The 23,876-nt window shown below is 42.0% G+C and carries 21 protein-coding genes, 1 pseudogene and 1 other annotated feature; of the genes and pseudogenes, 10 read left to right on the forward strand and 12 right to left on the reverse strand.

Features of this window, described 5'->3' with window-relative positions:
* The first annotated feature begins 204 nt into the window (after positions 1–204).
* Positions 205–897 (forward strand): FHA domain-containing protein, encoded by a 693-nt coding sequence (locus QNH43_RS22630; protein ID WP_283915785.1) that lies wholly within the window; start codon positions 205–207, stop codon positions 895–897.
* A gap of 102 nt (positions 898–999) precedes the next feature.
* Here QNH43_RS22630 and QNH43_RS22635 read toward each other — a convergent pair whose 3' ends face one another.
* Positions 1,000–2,802, reverse strand: coding sequence for a hypothetical protein (locus QNH43_RS22635; RefSeq protein ID WP_283915786.1), 1,803 nt, complete (start codon positions 2,800–2,802; stop codon positions 1,000–1,002).
* A 205-nt stretch (positions 2,803–3,007) separates the two neighbouring features.
* Between QNH43_RS22635 and QNH43_RS22640 the strand changes: the two genes are divergently transcribed.
* A complete protein-coding gene (locus QNH43_RS22640; protein ID WP_283915787.1) occupies positions 3,008–4,399 on the forward strand; it encodes a hypothetical protein in 1,392 nt (463 codons plus the stop codon).
* Here the strand turns inward: QNH43_RS22640 and QNH43_RS22645 are convergent.
* The 3 genes from QNH43_RS22645 to QNH43_RS22655 all read right to left on the reverse strand — a co-directional run bounded on the left by QNH43_RS22645 (position 4,396) and on the right by QNH43_RS22655 (position 6,019).
* Entirely contained in the window at positions 4,396–4,530 is a 135-nt protein-coding gene (locus QNH43_RS22645) for a hypothetical protein (protein WP_283915788.1), read from the reverse strand. The two genes, QNH43_RS22640 and QNH43_RS22645, sit on opposite strands and share 4 nt — an antisense overlap.
* Before the next feature lie 266 nt (positions 4,531–4,796).
* Entirely contained in the window at positions 4,797–5,762 is a 966-nt protein-coding gene (locus QNH43_RS22650; protein WP_283918427.1) for a quinone oxidoreductase family protein, read from the reverse strand.
* A gap of 110 nt (positions 5,763–5,872) precedes the next feature.
* Entirely contained in the window at positions 5,873–6,019 is a 147-nt protein-coding gene (locus tag QNH43_RS22655) for a hypothetical protein (RefSeq protein ID WP_100298038.1), read from the reverse strand.
* Positions 6,020–6,177: 158 nt separating this feature from the next.
* Between QNH43_RS22655 and QNH43_RS22660 the strand changes: the two genes are divergently transcribed.
* Positions 6,178–6,708, forward strand: a complete 531-nt coding sequence (locus QNH43_RS22660; RefSeq protein ID WP_283915789.1) for a GNAT family N-acetyltransferase — start codon at positions 6,178–6,180, stop codon at positions 6,706–6,708.
* 255 nt (positions 6,709–6,963) lie between these two features.
* Here the strand turns inward: QNH43_RS22660 and QNH43_RS22665 are convergent, their stop codons facing one another.
* Positions 6,964–7,794, reverse strand: coding sequence for an STAS domain-containing protein (locus tag QNH43_RS22665; RefSeq protein WP_283915790.1), 831 nt, complete (start codon positions 7,792–7,794; stop codon positions 6,964–6,966).
* 128 nt (positions 7,795–7,922) lie between these two features.
* The gene (locus QNH43_RS22670) at positions 7,923–8,354 is read right to left on the reverse strand and encodes an Lrp/AsnC family transcriptional regulator (RefSeq protein ID WP_283915791.1); all 432 of its coding nucleotides are present in this window, start codon (positions 8,352–8,354) and stop codon (positions 7,923–7,925) included.
* Between the two features lie 149 nt (positions 8,355–8,503).
* Here QNH43_RS22670 and QNH43_RS22675 point away from each other — a divergent pair, with 149 nt between their 5' ends.
* Positions 8,504–9,088: a DJ-1/PfpI family protein gene (locus tag QNH43_RS22675; protein WP_283915792.1), complete on the forward strand. Its 585-nt coding sequence runs from the start codon at positions 8,504–8,506 to the stop codon at positions 9,086–9,088.
* A 151-nt stretch (positions 9,089–9,239) separates the two neighbouring features.
* Here QNH43_RS22675 and QNH43_RS22680 read toward each other — a convergent pair whose 3' ends face one another.
* From QNH43_RS22680 to QNH43_RS22690, 3 genes are all read right to left on the reverse strand, one after another.
* Positions 9,240–11,204, reverse strand: coding sequence for a hydantoinase B/oxoprolinase family protein (locus QNH43_RS22680; protein ID WP_283918428.1), 1,965 nt, complete (start codon positions 11,202–11,204; stop codon positions 9,240–9,242).
* 34 nt (positions 11,205–11,238) lie between these two features.
* Complete coding sequence (locus tag QNH43_RS22685) at positions 11,239–13,278, reverse strand: hydantoinase/oxoprolinase family protein (protein ID WP_283915793.1); 2,040 nt, start codon at positions 13,276–13,278, stop codon at positions 11,239–11,241.
* A 481-nt stretch (positions 13,279–13,759) separates the two neighbouring features.
* The gene (locus QNH43_RS22690; RefSeq protein WP_283915794.1) at positions 13,760–13,930 is read right to left on the reverse strand and encodes a hypothetical protein; all 171 of its coding nucleotides are present in this window, start codon (positions 13,928–13,930) and stop codon (positions 13,760–13,762) included.
* Positions 13,931–14,248: 318 nt separating this feature from the next.
* Here QNH43_RS22690 and QNH43_RS22695 point away from each other — a divergent pair, with 318 nt between their 5' ends.
* From QNH43_RS22695 to QNH43_RS22715, 5 genes and pseudogenes are all read left to right on the forward strand, one after another.
* Positions 14,249–14,677: a helical membrane plugin domain-containing protein gene (locus QNH43_RS22695; protein ID WP_283915795.1), complete on the forward strand. Its 429-nt coding sequence runs from the start codon at positions 14,249–14,251 to the stop codon at positions 14,675–14,677.
* A gap of 42 nt (positions 14,678–14,719) precedes the next feature.
* Entirely contained in the window at positions 14,720–15,901 is a 1,182-nt protein-coding gene (locus QNH43_RS22700; RefSeq protein WP_283915796.1) for an NAD(P)/FAD-dependent oxidoreductase, read from the forward strand.
* Between the two features lie 318 nt (positions 15,902–16,219).
* Positions 16,220–16,360 (forward strand): hypothetical protein, encoded by a 141-nt coding sequence (locus QNH43_RS22705; protein WP_283915797.1) that lies wholly within the window; start codon positions 16,220–16,222, stop codon positions 16,358–16,360.
* A 259-nt stretch (positions 16,361–16,619) separates the two neighbouring features.
* A pseudogene (locus QNH43_RS22710) lies at positions 16,620–17,690 on the forward strand (CotH kinase family protein); the annotation flags it as partial.
* 72 nt (positions 17,691–17,762) lie between these two features.
* Entirely contained in the window at positions 17,763–18,140 is a 378-nt protein-coding gene (locus QNH43_RS22715; RefSeq protein WP_260320926.1) for an SET domain-containing protein, read from the forward strand.
* 110 nt (positions 18,141–18,250) lie between these two features.
* Here the strand turns inward: QNH43_RS22715 and argS are convergent, their stop codons facing one another.
* The 3 genes from argS to QNH43_RS22730 form a co-directional block, all read right to left on the reverse strand.
* Complete coding sequence (gene argS / locus QNH43_RS22720) at positions 18,251–19,930, reverse strand: arginine--tRNA ligase (RefSeq protein WP_434060138.1); 1,680 nt, start codon at positions 19,928–19,930, stop codon at positions 18,251–18,253.
* Between the two features lie 34 nt (positions 19,931–19,964).
* Positions 19,965–20,183 (reverse strand) — a binding site (T-box leader).
* A gap of 67 nt (positions 20,184–20,250) precedes the next feature.
* Positions 20,251–20,796, reverse strand: a complete 546-nt coding sequence (locus QNH43_RS22725; RefSeq protein WP_283915799.1) for a response regulator — start codon at positions 20,794–20,796, stop codon at positions 20,251–20,253.
* 93 nt (positions 20,797–20,889) lie between these two features.
* Positions 20,890–21,921, reverse strand: coding sequence for a Delta(5) desaturase DesA (locus QNH43_RS22730; RefSeq protein WP_283915800.1), 1,032 nt, complete (start codon positions 21,919–21,921; stop codon positions 20,890–20,892).
* Positions 21,922–22,369: 448 nt separating this feature from the next.
* Here QNH43_RS22730 and QNH43_RS22735 point away from each other — a divergent pair, with 448 nt between their 5' ends.
* Positions 22,370–23,860 (forward strand): LysM peptidoglycan-binding domain-containing protein, encoded by a 1,491-nt coding sequence (locus QNH43_RS22735; RefSeq protein WP_283915801.1) that lies wholly within the window; start codon positions 22,370–22,372, stop codon positions 23,858–23,860.
* Positions 23,861–23,876 lie beyond the last annotated feature (16 nt).

Raw genomic sequence — 23,876 nt, forward strand, 5'->3', positions numbered from 1 at the left:
AAAATAGAGTTTCTTCTTCATCCTTCATTTCACTTTGTTATAATGGCTTTGTGCCTAATTTGCATTTTTTCATTTTTTCGTTAGTAAGTAAGCGACTGATAATTTATAATTATAAAATTGAACCCGCTAAACAGCCATGTAGCCAAAATGATAAATCCATAAAAATAATTTAAATATTCAGACTTTTTAAGGGGTATGAAGTGAATGATCTATAAAACTTTCAAGGTTGTATTAAGAGCCTTGCACAAAGGCCAAACCGAGGAATTCGCTTATGTTTTTGAAGGGAAAAGCTTGCTGATCGGCCGTGCAAGCCAGCACTCCAAGGCTGATTTCAAACTTTACAATGACTTCGTTTCCAGGGAACATTGCCGGATTTATATGGAGGAAGGACAGCTCTTCATTGAGGATCTGGCAAGCAAACACGGTACCTCGGTGAACCAGATGCGGCTCGTGCCGGGCAATCCCTGTCGCATTGAACCGGGGGATTCGATTACTTTGATCAATGGACTGATTGAATTCATGATTTCCATCGATAACGATTTAACACGGGATTTCACTCCGGTGAACCCCGAGTTCCTGCAAACCGTCACTATCAATGAGCACCTTCAGACCGTGATCATCAATGAAGAAGCACCCATAAAAATGCCGACAAAGGAATTCAATTGCTTTAAGCTGCTTTATGAAAATTTGGACAACCTTATTTCAAAGGAAGAGATTGTCCAGCAAGTATGGCCGGAGAGAGTCGGTGATCCCGAGCAAATTGTGACGGCAGAAGAAATCGCTTCACTGCTGTACCGGGTGCGGAAACGGATAAATGGGCACTTCGCAATAAAAGCCGTCATTCAAAAAGGATATTATATGGAATCCATCCATTCATTCAATCTATCGGACTTATAATGACTATCATTCGAAGACATGAAAAAAAGCATTGCTGATAACAATGCTTTTTTTTCATGTTTTATATCTAAGACGGCAAGCAGGTATCCACCTGGGCCATTATCATTTCTTCGGTAAGTCCAGATTAGTGAATTCATCGACTGGAACGATGTCTTCTTCCATATCCATCACCTTCAGCACAACCCGGTCCCCTACATTCGTCAACACGATGTCAGAAAGCGCATTGACACCTGGGTCCACCGAGAACCTCTTGGAATTGCCTTCGACGATCAAATGGAATACGTATCCATTTGAGAGATTGGCATCATTGATCCTTATTACCTTCCCCTTTATTTCTTTCATCTCAAATCCTTTTTGAGGCGTCACACCGCTCACTTTCCCTAAAGAGGCAATCAGTTTTTTATAATTGCGGAAAGCTTCGTCCTTCGTTTTCCCAAAGACCACTTGGGGATTATCGCTATTGGCGTAAACGATCGCCACACCTTGGAACTTGCTGCCCTTTGTAACCGGAATCACATATGTGGGAGCACCGTAAATCGTATAGAAAATTCCATTAGTGGCTTTCCAGCCTGGATATTTAGACAAAAACTCACTCGCATTTGCGTTGGATTTTGCCTCCTTTCCAGTCAGAACGGACGTGACGCCTTTATAGTATGTCATTTCACCGGTTTTGGCATTGAAAACACCATAACCTACAAGGGTTTTGGAGTTGCCTTTTGATTTAGCCCGGGTAAAGTCCACTACATAAATCAATTCGCCTTTTTCGTTAAACGTAACTTGCATATTATCCTCATTAGGAATCAGGACATCTTTCTTCGGCCCAATCAAGGACTGGTTTTTCCACCCGTGAACATATTTCCCCCAGTAGGTCCAATATTCCAGGGCTGTTTCCAATGTGAATGTCCGATCTACCCATTTAGGTTCTTTTCCTTTTGGATAGTATTTCGTGTCCCCCGTTTCCGGATTCACCAATACCACCCCGTCCACTACGGGACCGCTGCGGTATTTCAAATAATGTCCGACTGAAGCAACGAAGAAAGGCTTTCCATCTTCGTTCGGTTCCAAATATGAATCATGGATGATTTTATTCGGATATGCCTTGCGGATGGTTCTTTCCAAATCATGATCGAGATACTGTGAGGGAGCATACAGCATCTTCCCTTTGACAGTACTTGCCCCTTTATCCGTCGATACGGCGGAAATCAGATTATAACCTGGCGTGTATTCCGCTTTCCCGGCTTTCAAAAATCCGTCCATTTCAATGGGTGATGTATAAGCCAATTCATCATTGATATTGGTTAATCGGTATTCACCTTCAGTGAAATATGATGCATTTTCTATTTTATTAATCGCTGCATCGCCTTTTGCGTCAGCCATTTTCACAGTAACAAGCGGCATGGTTTTTATATCTTGAACTTCTTCCAGCTCTTTTTTCTTATCGACCTTCGCCAATTCATGCAGATCAGCGGCAAAATTGATGGGGTAAAACAGCATGATGACCCATGCTAATATCAAAACGACACCTATCAAACTGTTGAAATGTACGTTCCAAGGTGTTTTCGATTGCTTTGCTGTTTCATTTCCCCTCCGATTCCGTCGGGTGCTAGAAGATTCACTGGCACTGTACACATAAATTCTTGAATCGATGATGAGAATGAGCCCAAGTATAATGGCAAAACTCGAAAAGAATGCAGCGGGAGTGAGATCCAGCAGCATGATATCAATAACGAAAAAAAGTATGGCAGCAGAAACTAAAAGTCTCAGCACCTGTTCAATGAAAAAAGGTATCTCCTTTTTGGTGATTGCGTTTGTCCATCTCTGCGGAATCAAGGAAAGTCCCAATATGGCAAATGGCATTTTCAATAAAATTCCTTTCAAGATGAAAACGAGTAATGAAATTATCATGGTTTTAAAAATCTCTCCTTGTCATGTATGTTCCCATTTGCCCATTTTATCACTTTTGTACAACTAATTTACTATTTTTTAAATATATCGAAATAACGTAAAAGAACTACCAATATTATTTGCTCCAACGATGCTACTTTTATCGATTTAATGTTTATATAGACTCTAGAATAGGTTGGATGCCAAAAGGGGGGGGCGAAGCCTTATGATTTACGAAGAAACTTACCAATACCTATTAAGGAATGTATCTTCCACTGAATTCGATACGTGTTTGTACGCCTTGCTCCACAGTGATTGGGATGGGGTCATCCAGAGCCCGCTTCATATGATGGCCCGAGGGGTCGGAACGACAGAAAAGTACTTAAGGCAGATCATCAATAAATTCACCGCACCACAAGGATCACTAAAAAGAGTGTTTGTGCCCGTCCATCAAGGTGATGATATTTTATATAAGTTTAACCTTGGTCCTGCAAGTAATCTTGGCTTTAACAGGAAGGCGGACCGTTATTGCAAGAAATACCGTTTCTTTTATTGCGATGCTTTCAAAACCTTAACGATTCATGGAAAACGGCTGCTGCTCATGGGCGCTTTCCGAATGTCTGTTTTGAAGTCTGAAGAAGTTCTATTCGATTATAATGAAATCGTTCCTGATTCCAACTCGCCATTCACGAGGAAGCGCTTATTGGATGCAGTCGATGCCATCCATGCCGCTTTAGGCCATGTAGTGACGATTTCTTTTGCTAGCAGGGCTTTTTCAAAGAAAGAAATCCTGGTATTCACCTTTACAGAAGGCGTCTTGGAGCAGTATAAGGAAAATAGGTCGGAACGGACATGGTTGCGGAGAACGATTTTTGACTCTGGCTACCTTGGGCATATCAATGATTCTGTATGCAGGGAATTGGAACGGGTAGGCAAATATATTTTCCGTTCATTTCTGCAGGAAACGACAAACATCTCCAATGATATCCAAATGGAACTGCAGAAGTTAGCCCGTTTCGTCTATTCTCATTCTCTTAAGAAATTTGGCCAGGCGATTCCTGCCAATGAGCAGTTACTTCTTGCCCCCAAACAAGCCTCTGCCTATTTAAGCAAGATCATGTACAATGAAGCATTGGAACAGATGGTCAAGTATGCCCACCAGGCGGAATCCATCAAAAGCCTGCTTGAACGCGTTCATTTTCATAGAAACATCTCGGAGAAAGCTCTCTGCCGGGAAGTGAATGATTTGGAAATGGCAGAACATATCAAGCCCATTCTCCAAAAGTACCATCAAGCAGACTTCATCCGTCATGTGCTGAACGACTGGTGCGAAACATGGCTCATTTCCCGTGTAAAGTCAGTGACAGAAGAATTCCGGGCAGATGGAAAAAGGAAAAGTACCGATGCTGATAAGCAGGCCGCGGCCGAATATATAATGCGCATTAGAAACGATACATATGACCAGTTGGACAAGCTGTTGACCTTGATTCTTAAATTCGGCAATCATGCTGTGGCCCCGGCTGTCCGGAACTTCCCTCTCACTAAGAAAAAGGAAACCCTCCAATCCTATTTCGCGATCCAAAAGGAGCGTCTCGGCGTTCTCCCCATTTCCTCTTAAAAAATCATCCGGTTTAAACCTTTTAATAGGTCATTTGTTTTCCAAGAGAACGGATCCGTTCTCTTTTTTTGCTTGTAACGATGGACGGCTGTGAATTGCAGAATGACGATTGTGATTTGGTGATTGGCCATTGTGGATTTCTCCCCTGAATTCGTGTATTGCATATGGATTTTGTGGATAAGGGAACTTGGGCAGCAGTTTTTTTTGACGGCAAGCCATGACCCCTGCATGGGCAAGGGCATTTATGCGGAGTTATTCTAAGGGTCTAAGAATGGGTCTATATAAAGGAACTGAAAAAGGTTTTGAACATTAGTATGAATAAGGTGTTGAATCCAGGCAGGCCGCTATACGGTAAAAGAAATGGGCCCCATTTAAAATGGAAAGCCCTCATGACTTGTTATGGCATTAATAATATTTTCCCAGAACTTTTCCGGCTTTCAAGAAGTCTATGGGCATCCGCCCCATTTTCCAAAGAGAAAAGAGTCGGTTCTTTGATGAGGATTTCCCCAGACAGAATCCATTGAAACAGCTCTGCTGTTCTTCTTGCCCGTTCTTCATGGGTGGTCAGGACATTCCAAAGGTCTCCACCTATTAATGCTTTCGATGTATCCATTAGCATTCTTGGATCGATTTTCTCCGGATCACCGCCTGCCATCCCAAAAAATACAACCGTTCCTCCAGTCTTGGTCGCCTCGAAACTATCCATCAAGGTTTGGCCCACTGATTCATAAACGACATCAACGCCTTCACCGCCGGTTACATCCTTGATGGAATCCACCCAGTCCGAACCGTAAAGGAAAACATGATCCGCACCCATTTGTTTGGCAACCGCCGCTTTATCATTTGATGAGGTCAAGCCAATGACCCGACCGCCCTTCATCTTGATCATCTGTGTCAGTAATTGACCGACTCCACCGGCAGCTGCATGGACCAGAATGGTTTCTCCTTCTTTAACTTGATGACTGTCATGAGTTAAATATTGGGCAGTCAATCCTTGAAGTAAAACGGATGCGGCCGTTTCAAAGGAAATGCCCTCTGGCAGCGGTAACAGCTTATCAGCTGGAACTGAAACCAGCTCCGCATTGGCATGGGGAACATCAGCGAACCCGACACGATCACCGGCTTTCACATGATGGACATCTTCCCCGACATATTCGATGACCCCTGCCCCCTCATAACCTAGAATGAATGGGGGATCACCCACCAAATGATAATTCCCTTTCCTTCTATATACATCAGCAAAATTCAATCCGATTGCTTTCATTCGAACGATCACGGCTGATTTTGAATGTTCAGGTTCTGCAATTTCCCTTACAGACAGAACTTCCGGCCCGCCGAAATCATCAAAGACAAGTGCTTTCATCATCCTAACTCCCTTCAATGCTTCTTCATTCTTTAAGATATAGGATGAACCCTTTGGTGGCAAGAAACAACCGCCCTGCCTTTTAAGGCAAGAGCGGTCACTAAGTTTACTCAATCTGTATTGGACCCAGGGCCGTTCTTTCGTTTATTAGCGGAATATTCCTTACCGTGTGCTTCATGTTCTGCAATGATGTCCGCTTTCGGAATATGGTTATTCTTTTTCGGTGAAGCAATACGGTTACGATGTTTTTTTCCCATGATCTATCTCCCCTTCATTCAAAGCTATTTATGTTGAACTATTGTTAGCTTGTCCGATTACCACCGAAAATACCCGCAAAATAGTCGCTTCATAATAAAGGAAAAACCATCGCGGAGGCCGAATAGATGTAAAACTGATATTATGAGGGGGGAATAACATGTTTCCTGTATTGAACACGGAAAGGTTATGCTTTCGGGAAATTCGTGAAAGTGATGCGCAAGCTGTTTTCCAATGCTTATCCAAAGATGAAGTCACCCGCTTTTATGGGCAGGATTCATTGGAAAATGTCGAACAGGCGAAGGATATCATAGCGTCTTTTGCGAAAAACCATCTTGAAAAACGAGCAATCCGATGGGGAATCGAAAGAAAAGATACCCAGGAATTGATTGGTACCATCGGTTTTCATGCCCACAGTCCCAAATACAGACGGGCAGAAATTGGTTATGAAATCCATCCAGCACATTGGCGGAAAGGATTTGCGTCAGAAGCTCTTAAAGAAATTATCGATTACGGTTTCAACGACCTTGATTTAACCCGAATCGGCGCGGTCGTTTTCCTGGAAAACAAGCCATCAAGTGAGCTCTTGCTTAAGCTGGGCTTCATCCAGGAAGGAATATTAAGGAGTTATATTTACCAAAACGGTATCCCTCATGATACATATGTCTATTCCTTGCTGAAGCCTCTTTGAAGGGTTCTTCGCGACACTCCTGCCGAATGACTGGCTAGCCAAGACCCCCGAGATGCCTGCATTGATGAGGGCTTGGCAGTCAACCGGCGTAAAGGGGGCGGATTTCTAGAACCAAGATCAGATTCTGTTCGGAGCATCCTTTCCCCATTCCATTTACTTATTTGAATAAGATAAAACTGTAAATAAACTTCCTTTATATTCCAAATTACCCACAAAAAAAAGTCACCAAAACCTGGCGACTCCAACTTCACGATTTTAGGTGACTACAAGATAGTCCTTCAAGGCTTGTTGCAGCGTACCCTTGGTCTCTGCTTTATTATCGAGCTGAATTCCTGCACGGATCATTTTCGTTACAACCTCTGGGCGTAATCCAGTCACCACAGCCTTACACCCCATCATTGCCGTTCCATCGAGAATTTTCATCAAATCATTGATCATTTCAACTTCCATTTCGATGATACCGGACAAATCCAAGATCAAGGTCTGTATCCGCAGTTTACCTATCTCCATCAATACTTTTTCTTCTATTATCTGTATTCGTGAATAATCGATTGTCCCAATTAACGGAAGGACACAGGTGGTGGGAGTGACGGGAATGATCGGGACGGATAGATTTTCCACCAAGTTTTGCTGAGCGAGAATCAATTTGTCTTTATAATCGGAATAACTGACGAAAAAGGATTTTAGAAAAACATCAACCTTTTCATTCACTTTTTTCTCTAATTCAAAAAATACTATGGAATCCTCAATAAACGCTTCCTTTTCTTGTTCAAACTTATAGAGAAACGTCCAAAGCGTTCTGCGAAGGGCCTGAATCCATTCCAGCTTGAATGAAAGCGTCAAGGAGTGGGTTGCCCACGTAACTCCCTCTTGTTCGGCAAAGGCAATCAAATCCGTTTCATTCAGTTCCACTATATAACGGACGAGCTTATGTGCATTATTCAAAAGGTCGACATTTCCAATCAGAAGGATTTCTTCGATTTTATCCCTGACATTGACCGCTGCTGATAAAAGATATTCTTCAAACTCACTTTTATTCTGTAAAAGGAATTCCATTATTTTATCTTCATCATAAACAAAACTCACTCTTCTCCACTCCCCTTTTGAACATTCAACTGTGATTTTTGTTACTATTTACTTTCTATATGGGTGGAGCTTTTTCCTGCTGATTGCCCCTATATTAAAAATATGGATAGTAGATGGGTAAAAACCGATTATATCTCCTCTCCTGAAAAAACATTTTTCGTTGCGGAAGAAAATATCAGATGTGTGGACGATTTCCCATATTTAATGGCTTCATCAACGAAGTCTTCCAGCGTTTCCATGGAAAATGTACTTATTTTAATCAAATAACTGTATTGACCTGCTAACCGGTGGCATTCCAGTACTTCCGGATGATTCAAGCTAAATTGATAAAAGTCTTTGCATCTATCCGTTTCGAATAATATGAATGCCGTTATGCTCCTATCAAGTTTTTCAAGGGATATTTCGGTTTTATATCCTTTTATCACACCGCTTTCCTCTAATTTATTCACACGTTCTTTCGTTGCTGGAGCCGTTAAGGAAACTTCATGTGCCAGTTCTTTCATGGACATGCGCCCATTATTCTCCAGCAAGGAAAGTATCTTTTTGTCCGTTCGATCCATTTCAATCACTCCCACTTTTTATTATTAATAAAATTTACCTAAATACATTATAAAATAAATAGAAATGAAATGATTACGTAATTTATCTTATGTATTAGGGAATTCGCTTTTTATATAATAAATACAAATATAAATAAGGGGGATGCACGATGAAAAAAGTATTGATGCTGCTATCCAATGGATTCGAAGCGGTTGAAGCAAGTGTATTTACAGATGTATTGGGCTGGAATAAATTAGAGGGTGATGGTACGACTGATCTGGTTACGGTGGGACTTCATCAACAATTGAAATGCACATGGAATTTCATCGTGCAGCCGGAATTGATCCTCGATCAAGTGAACCTTGATGACTTCGATGCTTTGGCCATTCCAGGAGGTTTTGAAGAAGCCGGTTTCTATGAGGATGCCTATGATCAGAGGTTTCTTGATGTGATCAAGCATTTTCATGATAAGAACAAAATCATAGCAACCATTTGTGTAGGTTCTCTCCCACTAGGAAAAAGCGGGATATTGAATGGAAGAAAGGCCACTACATACAACCATCCAACCAGCAAGAGACAGGGGCAGCTAAAAGATTTTGGTGCGATTGTCGTTAATGAACCGATTGTCATCACGGACAATATCATTACATCCTACAATCCATCCACAGCTTTCGATGTTGCCTTTACGCTCTTGGAAATGCTCACTTCAAGAGATAATTGTAAACATGTGAAGGAATTGATGGGCTTCCATTAAGATTGATTACCGCTCCAGGCACTCGGCGGAAAGGGAGCGGATACCTGAAATCAACTGCAACTTTTTTCAAAGAAAAAAACTGCAGGCAAGCTCGTCTTTTCGAGTTCATCTGCAGTCAGGGGTTCCGAATGAATCCGGAACCCTTTTCACGTTACTTCCAAAAAGCCAATGAACGGGTTTTCATGGATTCACGGAACTGTTTTGTTGATTCTGGCAGGACTTTATTCGTTGCATAATCGATGATGACACCATACTGGCGAATGACATCCAGACTATCCAGCTCGCCATTGGCGAATTTATCTTCCACGCTTTGTATGTTTTCCTCAAGCCATTGTTTACGGTTGTTCCTGATATACGACCTGGCTTGTTCCGTTGCTTCAAAATCTATTTCGAATAAATCGAGATCTTTATCGATTTCCTTGATCACGACTCCATAATCTTTTTTGGCTCGCTCAATTGAAACATACTCATCGATCACATCTTCCAACACATCTTCGGGACTTCTTTCAAGCGGATCTCCCAGTCCCCCGCCCCCAGCGGATGGGCGTACAAAGGAGTCTCCTTGCTGAACCTTTACATTTGAGAAAATCGCACCTAAATAGCGTTCGCCTTCCTTGCCCGGATTCAGCCATGCTCCATGCGGGGAAGAAGGAAGCCCTCCAAAAATCCCCCATGTTATTGAACGGGAGCGGTCACAGCAATAGGACATGACGGTGTTTTTGACATTCGTGAGTGTACCGCCTTTTTCTACACCGCACCCGCCACGGTATTTCCCAGGCCCGGCAGAGTCGGTGATGATTTCATGCTTCATCGTCACGACAGGTGACAGTCTTTCTTGCCCTTCGCAAGGCTGTACACTGAGGCCCAAACCGAATGTCGGCGAAGTGGCGTTCACGCCGTCCCGGTCATGGCGTCCTCCATGACCGCCGGCCATCCAGTCATACCACATGAAGTATTTATCCTGCTCCTGGCGTTGATCCCAACCGCCGATAAGTAAATACTCCAGGTTAAATGAGCATGCGATCGCTCTTTCCGGCATGATTTTGGACCAGAGTTCGAAACACGCACTCATGATTTTTTCATAGGCCCCTGAACAAAAACCGGTTACGGCAATCGGTGCCGGGGCATTGACGACGGAGTTTTCCGGCAGTTCGATCTTGACCACTCTGTAAAAGCCGGAGTTCAAGGGTATTTCAGGAAAGAATGTCTTGGTTCCCGAGTACGCTGCTGATAAAGATGCCCCGAAACCGGCATTCAAAAAGCAGCCGATATAAGAATGCGATCCAGAAAGATCATAATGGATCTCGTCATCCGTGATGGTCATCTTAACACGGATCGGAATCAGGCCGTCTCCGGCTTCCGGATCCATATCAATATAATCGACGGTCTCCCAGGTTCCATTCGGTAAAGCCGCAACCTTGGCCCTTGCCAAGCGCTCCACATAATTCTGCACTTCCGCAAAGGCAGACAAAGTCGTATCGATTCCATACTTCTCGATGATGGAAAACAACTGGCGCTCGCCTACCTTGGCCGCCTCCACTTGAGCACGCAGATCGCCGACACGTTCCTCAGGGACGCGCATGTTCGAAACGAGCACATTGACCACGTCTTTTAAAAATGTTCCTTTACTATATATCCTTAGCGGCGGAATCCTTACTCCCTCTCCGAAATGTTCCTTGGCATTGATATCGAAGGAGCCAGGTGTCGAGCCCCCCATGTCGGCCCAGTGGCCATTCGTCTGCATGAACGCAATGAGCTTGTTCTCATGAAAAACCGGTAAGAGAACCCGTGTGTCATTGAAATGAGTACCGCCCCGATACGGGTCATTGACCAAGAAAACGTCCCCGGGATGGATATCACCCTCGAAGTCCTCGAGCACCGCCTTTGCCGTTAGATGCAGTGTTCCTACATGGACCGAAATATCCTGGGTCCCTTGCATGACTGTATTCCCTTCTGCATCACAAAGCGCACAGCTGAAATCCCGATTATAAATTACGAAGGAATAGCATGTCCGAAGGATTTGTTCTGCCATCTGATCTACAAGGTTAACGAAGCCATTTTTTATCACTTCAAACGTCACCGGATCTAAACCTGTTCCAACTCCAGATTGGTCCATTAACTGTTTATTCGACAATGAAATCCACCTCTTTTTATTTATTTTGGGAAAGAATCAAGTTTCTGTATTTATCAACTTTTGCCGTGAAATTTGGTGGAATGACTGTCGTTGTATCAAGCTGATCCACTATGGCAGGTCCCGTGATTTCAGAAAATGCCGGAATGAGTTCCCGGTTATACACGTTCGTATTCACATACCCTTCCTCTTCGAAATAGACATCACGCGTTTCCTTCAAGGCATCTGCAAGTGTCCCCCCTGGTTCATAAGTCGGGAACTCAGGTTTTGGCACAGTTCCGATAGCGGTAACGAGCAGCCCGTAGATTTCCACGGTCTGTTCTTTATCGGAGAAAGAAAATTCCCGTTCATGCTCTTGATGGAAACGGGCAAGCGTCTCTTCCAATGAAGAAATCGGGCAATCGACTTCTATCGCCAATGAACGCCACTGTCCCATATACCTCATGTCAATATAGCGCATCAATGTGGAAGCTTCCTTAGCGACCCCTTCTTCTTGCAATAACTCAGCGGCCTCTTTTTCCATTCCGCTGAATTCTTTCTCTAAATCCTTTAACGATACATCCTTGACGTTCTTGACATAGGTTTTGGATATATCATGACGAACATCGACCAACAGGCATCCCATTGCGGCGGCAACACCCGGATGCGGCGGGATGATGACAGTCGGGATTTCCATTTCCTTGGCCAGGTAAGCCCCATGCAAGGGTCCAGCCCCGCCGAACGCCACAAGTGCAAAGTCGCGGGGATCGTATCCCCTTCTGACTGAAATCAGCCTTAGCGCATCACACATATTGGCATTGGCCACCCGTGTGATGGCATTGGCCGCTTCTTCAATCGTATAATCGAATTTCTTGGCGATCTTATCCACGACTTCCATCGCTTTTTGTTTATCAAGTTCCATTTGTCCGTCCAATAGTTTCGTGCCAAGTCGTCCCAATACAATATTGGCATCGGAATTGGTCGGTTCCACTCCACCCCTGCTATAGCAAGCAGGCCCGGGAACCGCGCCTGCACTTTGAGGGCCATTGCGTAAAGAACCGCCTTCATCCACCCAAGCCAAGCTTCCGCCTCCTGCTCCTATCGTCAGGATTTCGATACTTGGGAACCCGATCGGATATCCATACTCGATATACCAATCTTTAGTAATCCGCAAATCACCTTCATGCATCAAGGAAATATCGGTGCTCGTTCCTCCCATATCCAGCCCAATGGCATTATTGAATCCGCAAAGCTGGGCGATATGTTTACTGGCAATCGCACCTGCAGCGATTCCGGAACTTGCAAGCCTTGCCGCATAACGGGGAACGGTTTGGGATGTCATTACCCCTCCGCCTGAGTGAAGCACTAATATGTCATCTTCATACCCCCGTTTATTCATTTCACCTTCAAGCGTTTTAATATAGTTGCTGACAGTCGGTCCTAAAACGGCATTGACGATCGTCGTACTCATGCGCTCATGCTCAAAAATCTCAGGAAGGACTTCACTTGAAATGCATATATAGACATCCGGCAGTTCCTCCTGGATGATTCGTTTCACTTTCGTCTCATTGCTTCCATTTACATATGAGTTCATGAAGCAAACCGCAATGGATTCGGTACCGCGTCTTTTTAATTTCCTTGCCAGTGACCGTACTTCCTCTTCATTGATTTCCATCAAGACATTCCCTGCAAAATCGATGCGTTCCTCCACTTCAAAACGGTCTCTTCTTTGGATATACGGTTTGGCTACATCATCATATGTATCCCATAACTCAAGCTTGGTTCCTCGGCGGATTTCCGATACATCCCGAAATCCAGCGGATGTGATCAATGCTGTCTTTGGCAATTTCCTTTCAATCAAGGCATTGGTGCCCACTGTTGTACCATGGGAAAACACTTTAATATTTTCACAATCTATTTCCGCTTTTGCAATTCCATCCAAAATGCCGATTTCTGGATTCAAAGGAGTCGACGACGTTTTCGTGATTGAAATTTCCTTCGTGCTTTCATCAAAAACGAATACATCCGTAAATGTTCCGCCTACATCAATTGCGAGCCTAGTTTGCTTCGTGCCTATCATTTAATTCCCACCCCTGCTACAAGATTTAAAATACTTTATACCTTTTGACATTGCTTCGTGCCCATTTCGCCACTTAATGGAACTGTGTGAAAGGGTGTCAGCCAGCCGCTGGATTTTCTTAGGCCAAAGAGGGACAAGATGAATGATGAAATAAAAAAACCAGTCATATCAATAAGAAATAATTGATATAACTGGTTTTTGATCTAGGTCTAGCTTCGCTGGCCAGCGAAGTCTATTAGATTCGACAGTTATTTATAGATTCATCTTCTAAAACATCAAGTCCATTTTAAGGCGATGGCAGAGTAGTATTGCTAGATAAAACTACCTGTTTAACTATGGCTATATACATTATCTTACGTCAATCCATGATAAAGTCAAGGGTATTTTTTAGAATAGTCAAACAACTCACGGAGGTAAGAAGTATACAAAAATAAGTAAAATTAAGTAAGCACAACTGTTTCGCTATACTTACACAATATGATTATTTATCAGGTGTTTCCGCTGTGCCTTCCTCACTGTTTTTGAGGTAAACTTCAGAAATTCCATTCATGCCTTCCAATAGTTGTGCTTGAGTATATTCCATACTGCCAACCAGTTTATGAAGCTTCTTATCATCATTCTCTTCTGTAAGTTTAGATTCTGAATCGGTCACATTTTTTCACCTCCAACATTTAGGATGGCAAATCAAGATGGAAATATGTATGACAGGCGATGAAGATAGTCACCCTCAAAGTCCATTTTAGGTAAAGAATGGAATATTCCAGCAGATTCTGTACTTAAATAAGGAGGAAAAGATTATTTTATGAATCTTTTTTAAAAAATCAGCTGTTTTCAAGCCACTAAAGGGATATACTATAGTTTAGCTTTTATTACATTTTTGTTAGTATTTTTTCTTGCCACATATTGTGTAATATTTTACAGGTTTTTCTATTTACATCAACAAAATGCTTATTGCAAAGGAGAATTGGATATGTCAGAAACGATTACCCAATCACAAACTGAACAACTTAATGCCCGCCAAAAACAATTAGATGTACTGGACCAATTATTAAAGCCTGAGGTTCAGGAATCATTGAACACTTTAGTCGAGCAGTTACCAAAACTAACTGAGTTAGTGAATATTTTAACAAAGTCTTATGATTTCGCTCAATCGGTTGCGACTGATGATGTATTGAAAAATGATACGGTCAGCGCCATTTCGGAAATCGCGACACCTGTAGTACATTCAGTGAAAGGGCTTGCGGCTAATGCCATCGAAGCTAAGGATCGTGCTGAAGTGAATCATGACGTGATCGGTCTTTTTGGTCTGTTAAAAATGATGAAAGACCCTCAAGCACAAAAACTTTTCCGTTTCGCCCAAGCTTTTCTTGAAGTCTCTGCAGAACGTAAAAACCAATAATCATTTGATAAACTTTCAATCAGTAAGGACGGGGGATTAACTATGTCAAAACAAATCGTCATCTTAGGTGCAGGATACGCAGGATTGCTATCTGCCTTATCCGTACGTGAATATTACAAAAAAGATGAAGTGCAGGTTACAGTGGTGAACCAATTTCCAACACACCAAATCATCACCGAATTGCACCGTCTTGCAGGCGGATCCATTTCTGAACAAGCCGTTTCCATTCCGTTGGAAAAACTTTTCAAAGGAAAAGATATCGACCTTATCATTTCCAAAGTGGAGTCTTTCTCAGTAGATAACAAAGAAGTGAAACTTGCCAATGGTTCCACTTTATCTTATGATGCCCTGGTTGTTGCTTTAGGTAGCCAAACAGGATTCTTCGGCATTCCGGGACTTGAGGAAAACAGCATGGTCTTGAAATCCGTAAACGATGCAAACAAGATTTACAAACATATCGAAGATCGCATCCGCGCCTATGCACAAACGAATAATGAAGCGGACGCAACCATCGTGATCGGCGGAGGCGGATTGACGGGCGTCGAGTTAATCGGTGAAATCGTCGACCATTTCCCTAAAATCGCCAAAAAATTCGGAGTGGACTTCAAGGACTTGAAAATCAAGCTTGTGGAAGCTGGTCCAAAAATCCTTCCGGTCCTGCCTGATCACTTGATCGAACGTGCAATGGCAAGCTTGGAAGCACGCGGCGTTGAATTCTTGACAGGTCTGCCTGTAACGGGTGTTAAAGGAAATCAAATCGAATTGAAAGATGGACAAACGATAACGGCCAACACACTTGTTTGGACAGGCGGAGTTGCGGCTCTTCCTATCGTAGGCGAATCAGGCCTTGAAGTGGATCGCGGCAAAGCGACCGTTAATGAGTATCTGCAATCAAAATCCCATAATGACGTATTCGTTGTCGGGGACAGTGCCGTAGCGTTCCCTCCAGAAGGCGGCCGTCCATACGCTCCTACTGCACAAAATGCTTGGCAAATGGGTGAGCTTGTTGGATACAACCTATATGCAGCATTTGAAGGCAAGAAACTTGAAGAATTTGCACCTGTAAACTCAGGTACACTTGCGAGCCTTGGCCGTAAGGATGCAGTGGCAACCGTCGGGGCCAATAACACTTCCCTTAAAGGCCTGCCGGCTACATTGATGAAAGAAGCAAGTAATGTCCGCTATCTATCACACATCAAGGCCCTATTCAGCCTGGCTTATTAATTTATTATAGCCGTGACATGACATCCAGTTCATTGATATGTCCGCGGTACATGCCCTTTCTTCCCGGTCATCGGGATTAAAGGGCATTTTTTTCATGAAATTATTATAATGCCTGATCATGATGCAATGATTGACGAAAGATGTTAATAATGGACGGTACTCCATTTTGTTGCTTATCCATTCTATAAATCTCCTGGGATTAGGCAACTCTCCTAAATCCTCTCCGTTAATTTTTATTAGCCCGTTTGTCGTTAACTAACGCTCAAGTATGTACCATTGCGCATATCATAAAATTAACCTTATTAAGGAGGGCTCTGTATGAAAGGGAAAAAAGGAAAAGCAGCTGGCGGTTCATCTACCGGTAGCACTTCTACTGGTGGCACTTCTACTGGCAACAATTCCACTGGCAATAAATCCACTGGCAATAAATCCACTGGCAATAAATCCACTGGAAAATAATCTACTGGCAACACAGCTACTGGTATCATAACTACTGGTATCACATCTACAACAACAACAACAACATCTACTTCATCAAGTTCAAGTTTAAGCTCGTCCACTGGACGTGGCAAAAAAAGAAGAAGATAGATAGTTAAACATAAAATGCTTCAGCTTGATTGATCCTGATTAATCAAGCGGAAGTATTTTATGATATTACGGCTTCATTAAGTTCAAGTCTGTCCATAAAACATCTTATACAAGGAAGGAAGGTGAGTGTATGTCTTATCATATTCCATCTTATTTCTTAATGATAGAAGAAGAAGATCTAGAAGATTTACGTGCGGATATTTGGAGCGATAACCCTATTCCTGCCAATTTGAAAGTAGAAAACGACATTTATGTTATCGATATTGCCTATCGGGGTTCTTATACCCGCAAATTCCGAAAAAGGTCCTATTGGATTGATTTCATCGAGCCAGAACAATTCTTTGGCGCCCACAAAATCCATCTCAATGCCGAATACAGAGATCCTTCCCTCATTCGCAATAAACTCTCACTCGATTTCTTTCAAGACCTTGGTGTCCTTTCCCCTCATAGCCAACACATCAACCTAATCCGAAATGGCACGTTTAAAGGTGTGTATTTACAATTGGATTCCGTCGATGGGGTTTTTTTAGAAAAAAGAGGACTTCCTGCCGGCCCGATTTATTATGCTGTCAACAATGATGCCAACTTTTCATTGAAAAGGGATGGGATAGCGAAAGACTCCCTTACGTCAGGCTATAAACAAGCGTTTGGCAAACCCGCCGATGATGAATATCTAATCGAATTGATCAAAAAAATCAACACCACCCCACTTGCTAAGTTTCCTGAAGTAGTCTCGCAACATCTTGATATCCATAAATACTTACGCTGGCTGGTTGGAGCCGTTTGCACCATGAATAACGACGGTTTCACTCATAACTATGCACTATACCGCAATAGTAAAACGAAGTTATTTGAAATCATTCCTTGGGATTACGATGCCACTTGGGGACGCAAAGTCAGTGGAGGGATCATGGAGCACACATATGTCCCTATCGGAGGAAAAAAGACAAACCACCTTATTCATCTGCTCTTGCAGGTTCCGGAATACAGTAAGTTCTACAAAGACCTCTTGGTTGAAACATTAGAAACCACATTTACTGTGAAGTATATGGAAAATAAAGTATTACCACTGCACCAGGGCATACGCCCCCACATCCTTCATGATCCATATAAAAAGAATAAGATTGATCTATTCGACAAGGAACCGGAATTCATCTTCGAATTCATTCGCAAACGCAGTGCTTACTTAAATAAACACCTTGGTGGCCTAGATGAAAAAAATGCCACGACACAACTGATAGCCAAACAAGACCGAAAAAGGGGAGTTGCTTCCATGTCACCAATCTGCATTAAAAATACGGGGAAGTATGGCAGGGGAGTATATGCTACAAGGGATATTAAAAAAGATGAACTCATTGAGGTATCACCTGTCATCATTTCACCCAAACATGAATGGAAATATCTAAAGAAAACCGCACTCTTTCATCACTGTTTCTATTGGGGAGATGATGATGAAACTGCCATTGCCTTAGGAAATGGTTCACTATTCAATCATTCATACACTCCAAATGCGACATTCGATAATAATTTTGAAGATTTAACGATAGACTTTTATGCACATAAAGATATAAAGGCTGGCGAGGAAATCACGATCAATTACAATGGTGAACCTGATGATAAATCCCCGTTATGGTTCGATGTCATCGAGTAGGCGTTTTTTGCTTCCATTTTATTTTGAAAGAATCCATTTTGAAGGAAAATTGATCAAAATGGATTCTTTTTTTATTCAATTTTCTTCGCTAATGCAAGGACTCTTTAACATTACATTTTATTCGGCGCTGAAATTCCCAATAAACTAAGCGCATCCTTTAATACAATCGCTACGGAAAAAGCGAATGAGAGCTTCATTTGTTTCAATTCATCTTCAACCAAGATTTTCGTATGTGCATAATACTTATTGAATGCACGCGATAAATGCAGGCTGAATTTCGCGATTTGTGATGGATCGGCTTGTTCAAATGATTTTTGGACAATGATCGGGTATTGCTCCAACAGCTGGATGACCGGCCACGCATATTCTCCTAAAGCTTCAAAAGTGATGGCCTGCTCTTTAAATTCACCTTTTTCAAGCAATGAGGAAATTCGCGCAAATGTGTACTGTACATATGGACCCGTTTCTCCCTCAAAATTCATCATTTGCTCTAATGAAAAATCAATATCGTTCATGCGGTTATTTTTTAAATCATTAAAGATTACAGCTCCGACACCAACCTGTCTTGCAACCAGTTCCTTCTGTTCAAGCGCTTGATTTTTTTCTTCGATATTGCGCTTCGCAGTTTCGATCGCCTCTGCCAATACATCCGCAAGCAGCACGACTTTCCCTTTACGTGTCGACATTTTCTTGCCGTCTTTTAACATCATGCCAAATGCTACATGCTGCAAATCTTTTGACCAATCATATCCCATTTTTTCAATGACGTTAAAAAGTTGCTTAAAGTGCAGGGATTGTTCGTTTCCGACAACATAAAATGTTTTCTTGGCCCCGTACTGTTTTTTACGATACATGGCTGCAGCCAAATCACGCGTGGCATAAAGTGTCGCCCCATCGGTTTTCGTAATCAAACAAGGCGGCATATCTTCCAATTGCACGACATAGGCACCTTCGGATAGGGTAAGCAAGCCTTTTTCTTTTAGTTCCCCGACAACAGCATCCATTTTGTCATTGTAAAACGCCTCGCCGGCATAGGAATCAAAACGGATGCCCAATAAATCATAAATCGTCTCGAATTCTTTTAAAGACGCATCCCTGAACCATTTCCACAATGCCAGTGCTTCCTCGTCGCCGTCTTCAAGCGACTTGAAGCTTGCGCGTGCTTGTTCATTCAACGATTCATCCGTTTCAGCTCTTTCATGGAACTTCACATAGATTTTCAATAATTCCTGAATCGGCGAAGCTTCGATTGCCTCTTTGTCGCCCCACAGCTTATACGCGACGATCAACTTGCCGAATTGCGTGCCCCAATCTCCCAAATGATTGATACGCACGGCATTGTAGCCATTTTTTTCGGCAATGTTAGCCAGTGCATTCCCTATGACCGTTGAGCGTAAGTGTCCCATGGAAAAAGGCTTGGCGATGTTCGGGGAAGAGTAATCAATCACGACATTTTCCTGTACAGGCTGCATTGAACCATACTGTTCCTTTTCCCTTAATATCGATTGCAGCACGTTTTCCGTCACCATCTGTTGATTGACGAAGATATTCAGATAACCACCCACAACGTTCACTTCTTGGATCAACTCACTGTTTAATTGTTGGGCTATTTCAGATGCAATCACTTGAGGCGTTTTTTTGAATTTTTTTGCAAGAGTAAAGCATGGAAAGGCGACATCACCTAACTCCATCAATTTAGGCTTTTCCATTAACTTTTCTATTTCACTTGCTGGCATTTCATTGTTCAAAGCAGTTGAAATCAATTCTGCAATTGGCTTATTCATCGACATTTTCCCTCCTAAACAAAAAAGCCCCCGCCTCTAAATAAGAGACGAGAGCATGAATTCCCGTGGTACCACTCTAGTTGCCACAAATTGTGGCCACTTTCCATTGTTAACGAGGTGACTCCCCGATGTTCCCTACTAAACGTTTCAAGAAATTTCTCCAAAGTGCGCTTCATTCATCCGTCCTGCATTAGGCTCCCACCATCCCTAACTCGCTTTCCATTTCGAAATGAACTACTCTCTTCATCACAGAATTTTCAATATTATAATTTAATCCATCGTACACAATTTAAAAAAACGTGTCAACAGGATTTAAGAAACAAATCCTAACCAGCCGGTAACTTCATTTTATCCTTGATGGTCGAAAAATATTTCCTTACCGTCCCCATTGTGTCGCTTTGCTTATTAGACGCTTCCATTTTGGATTGACCATCTGCTAACAGCCCTAACACTCCCATTTCCCGGCCATTATTGCTGGGAGACTCATCTATAAGTTCCGGGGAGTATATTCGCTTGCCGTCCATTATGCCGCGAATCGAGCAGGCTAACTCTTCACCAGGGCTATCCTTCAATAAATAACCACTTATATTAGCCTTTAATGCGAGTTGAAAATAACCAGTCCTTCGAAATGTCGTTATAATGACCACTTTGCATTCAAATGACTTTAATGCTTCCGCTGCCTCAAGTCCGCTCATTACAGGCATCTCCATATCCAAAATACACACATCAGGCTGTAATTGGTGTACAAGGGCCATCGCTTCTTCTCCATTACTGGCTTGCCCGACAATTTCTATATCTTCTTCAAGATTGAGTAGAGAACTTATTGCCTCTAATAGCATTTGCTGATTCTCTGCAATGACAATTCGAATCATTTTAAGTTCTCTCCTTTATCGAGTTCCTTATATGAAACAAAGACTCCCCCAAATCCAAGGATTATTAAGGGAGTCTGGAATGATACATGAACGTTACAGTTCAGATTTCACTTGAACGGGAACACTTTTTTTCGATAAATATTTAATGTCTTTGAAGCTAACAAAATTCTTGGATTCCTCATCCCATAAACGGAAACGGAGTGAGCGCAAGCTTGTCGCAAGAGTAATCGTTGGAACGTTCTCTAAAGGCTGCGTATTATTGTGCGCCATTTCCAATTTATAGTTAGGTACCCTTGGACTTAAATGGTGAACATGATGGTAACCGATATTGCCAGTAAGGAACTGCATCAGTTTTGGAAGCTTATAAAAAGAACTTCCTTCCACTGCCGCCAATACATATTCCCACTCCTCATTCTCTTCAAAATAAGAGTCCTCGAATGTATGCTGGACGTAAAACAGCCAAATGCCCACTGAACCAGAAATCATGAAGATGGAACCTTGTACCAGAAGGAACGACTGCCAGCCTACTGCCAGGCAAAGCAATGCCACTAATGCGACGATGATTACATTCGTCAAATACGTATTCATCTTTTCCTTCTTTCTAGCACCTTTACGGTTAAATCTGTTTTTAAGAAGGAAAACATAAATTGGGCCCAAACCAAACATAACCAATGGATTGCGATAAAAACGATAGGCTAAACGAAGTTTAAGCGGTGCAGCCAAATACTCATCCACCGTAAGGGTCCAAATATCCCCTGTACCCCGCTTATCCAAATTGCCGCTTGTTGCGTGATGCACAGAATGCTCATGTCCCCATTGATCAAACGGGAATAAAGTCAAAACACCCATGATCGTACCGACTGTTCTATTCGCACGGCGGTTTTTGAAAAATGAATGATGCGTACAATCATGAAAAATGATGAATATCCTTGTCAAGAAGCCAGCAGCAAACACAGCTGGAATTAAAGCTAACCAATAAGAAACGGAAAGACTTATATATGCTAGGTACCATAAAATGATGAATGGCCCCAAGGTATTGACGATCTGCCATATACTTTGCTTAGTCGTTGATTGTTCAAAAGGAGCAATCTGTTTTCTCAAGTTTTTCGTATTTTGCAAGGTCATTATTCAATTGCACTTCCTTGTTATTTGTCGTTATTTCATATTATAAAGAAAACAACCTGAAATTATTAGTACCAGGTGTCATGACTAGAAGATGACAAATGTCATGTACAAGTCATTTCAACGGCAAACGTAAAAAAGGCCAACCATTAAAAACTGATTAACCTGTACATATGTATCGGATTTCATTATCTTGAAATAACATGTAGCCTTACTTTAAGAACGGGACTGTCCATATCAGGCTTACAGTACCAGCAGTAAGCAAAAATAATTCGACCTACCAGAGTGGAACTACAATACAAAATCGCAATTAGATTCCCTATTTTCTTCTATATAGGGCCTTTCCACAATGTACCTCTATTTTATAGCGATTCCCCATAGTAAACTGGTAAAGTTAAATTTTACAAAGGGGAATAAAATAATTGTGAAAAAATTCTTTGGATGTTTTATTATGGTAGGCCTTCTTTTTATATACCTCTTTCCGACCAATGGTACTTCATCAAGTAAAACCCTTTACATAGGTTCTGTTAAAGTGGACAATACAAAAGTTTTCAGTTCTCCTAAATTAGGTTCCACTCAATTAAAGACATTAAAAAAGGGCGAGGAGTTTCCCGTCATTTCTTCTTCCGTTGGGGATTCCGCGGGGCCTATCATTCATAAAGTAAAGGCTGGAAACACATTATGGAAAGTAGCAAATCAATATGGTGTTTCAGTAAGTGAGTTACAAAAAGAAAATAAATTAACTTCGACCGAAATAAATATTGGCCAAAACCTGAAGATTCCCCAGAAATATAAGATCCATAAGGTTGTATCAGGAGATACATTGTGGAAGATTTCTACTAAATATAAGGTAACCACAAGTGATTTGACGAAATTAAACAACTTACATACGGTTACACTTAAAGTAGGCCAGAAATTGAAGATTCCGGATTATTACTACCAAGTTCAATTGCTTGATGGTAAAAAGGGATGGATAAAGGCATCCCAGCTTCAAAAAAAGGCGCAAAAACCTATTGTCATGGGCTGGACGCATAATGGATCGAAAGAAAACTACACCCAACAAATTAAACAGCCCAATTTAAATGTAGTTTCTCCCCGTTCCTATACGCTGACGGATTCCGGTAATTTCGTTTCCATTTCTGCGGATGCAAAATTCGTCCAAAACGCCCATAAACAAGGAAAACAAGTTTGGCAGCTTATCGGTAATCAATTTGACCCTGTCTTAACTGGTTCTGTACTAGGCAATACAAAAAAACGCCAGAAATTAGTTTCAGCTTTGCGTGATTCACTTGTTAAAACTAAAAGTGATGGAATAAATGTGGATTTTGAAAACATCGATCCAAAAAACAAGAAAGACTTCGTACTTTTCATAGGCGAACTGAAAAAGGCACTAAAACCCCATGGAATTAAAGTATCCGTCGATGTCACCCGAGAAAATGAAGACCCTTTTTGGTCAAAAAGTCTGGATAGGAAAGCACTTGGCAAAATAGCGGACTACATCATCATAATGGGTTATGACGAGCATTGGGGAGGGAGCCCGGTAGCCGGGTCCGTTTCCTCGTTACCTTGGATCAAAGAAGGAACCAAGCTTTTAATGAAAGAAGTACCTGCCCATAAGATCATATTGGCCGTACCATTTTATACGAGAGAATGGGTAACCGATTTATCGACCAAAAAAGTGAAAAGCCACGACCGTACCATGGCTGAAGTCAACAAAATCATTTCATCTCATAAACTTAAAAGGGTATGGGATAAAAAGGCTCAACAAAATTACGTGGAGTACACTTCCAACGGGGAAAAGCACCAAATATGGATAGAAGATGAAAAATCGATGAAGCTCCGTATTGACCTGGCAAAACAAAATCATCTAGGCGGTGTATCTGCTTGGTACCTTGGATCAGAAACCCCTGACATTTGGGATGTCTATCATTTTAATCAATAGATTAATAGAAAAACCA

Source organism: Peribacillus simplex (assembly GCF_030123325.1).
Taxonomy (GTDB): Bacteria; Bacillota; Bacilli; order Bacillales; family DSM-1321; genus Peribacillus; species Peribacillus simplex_D.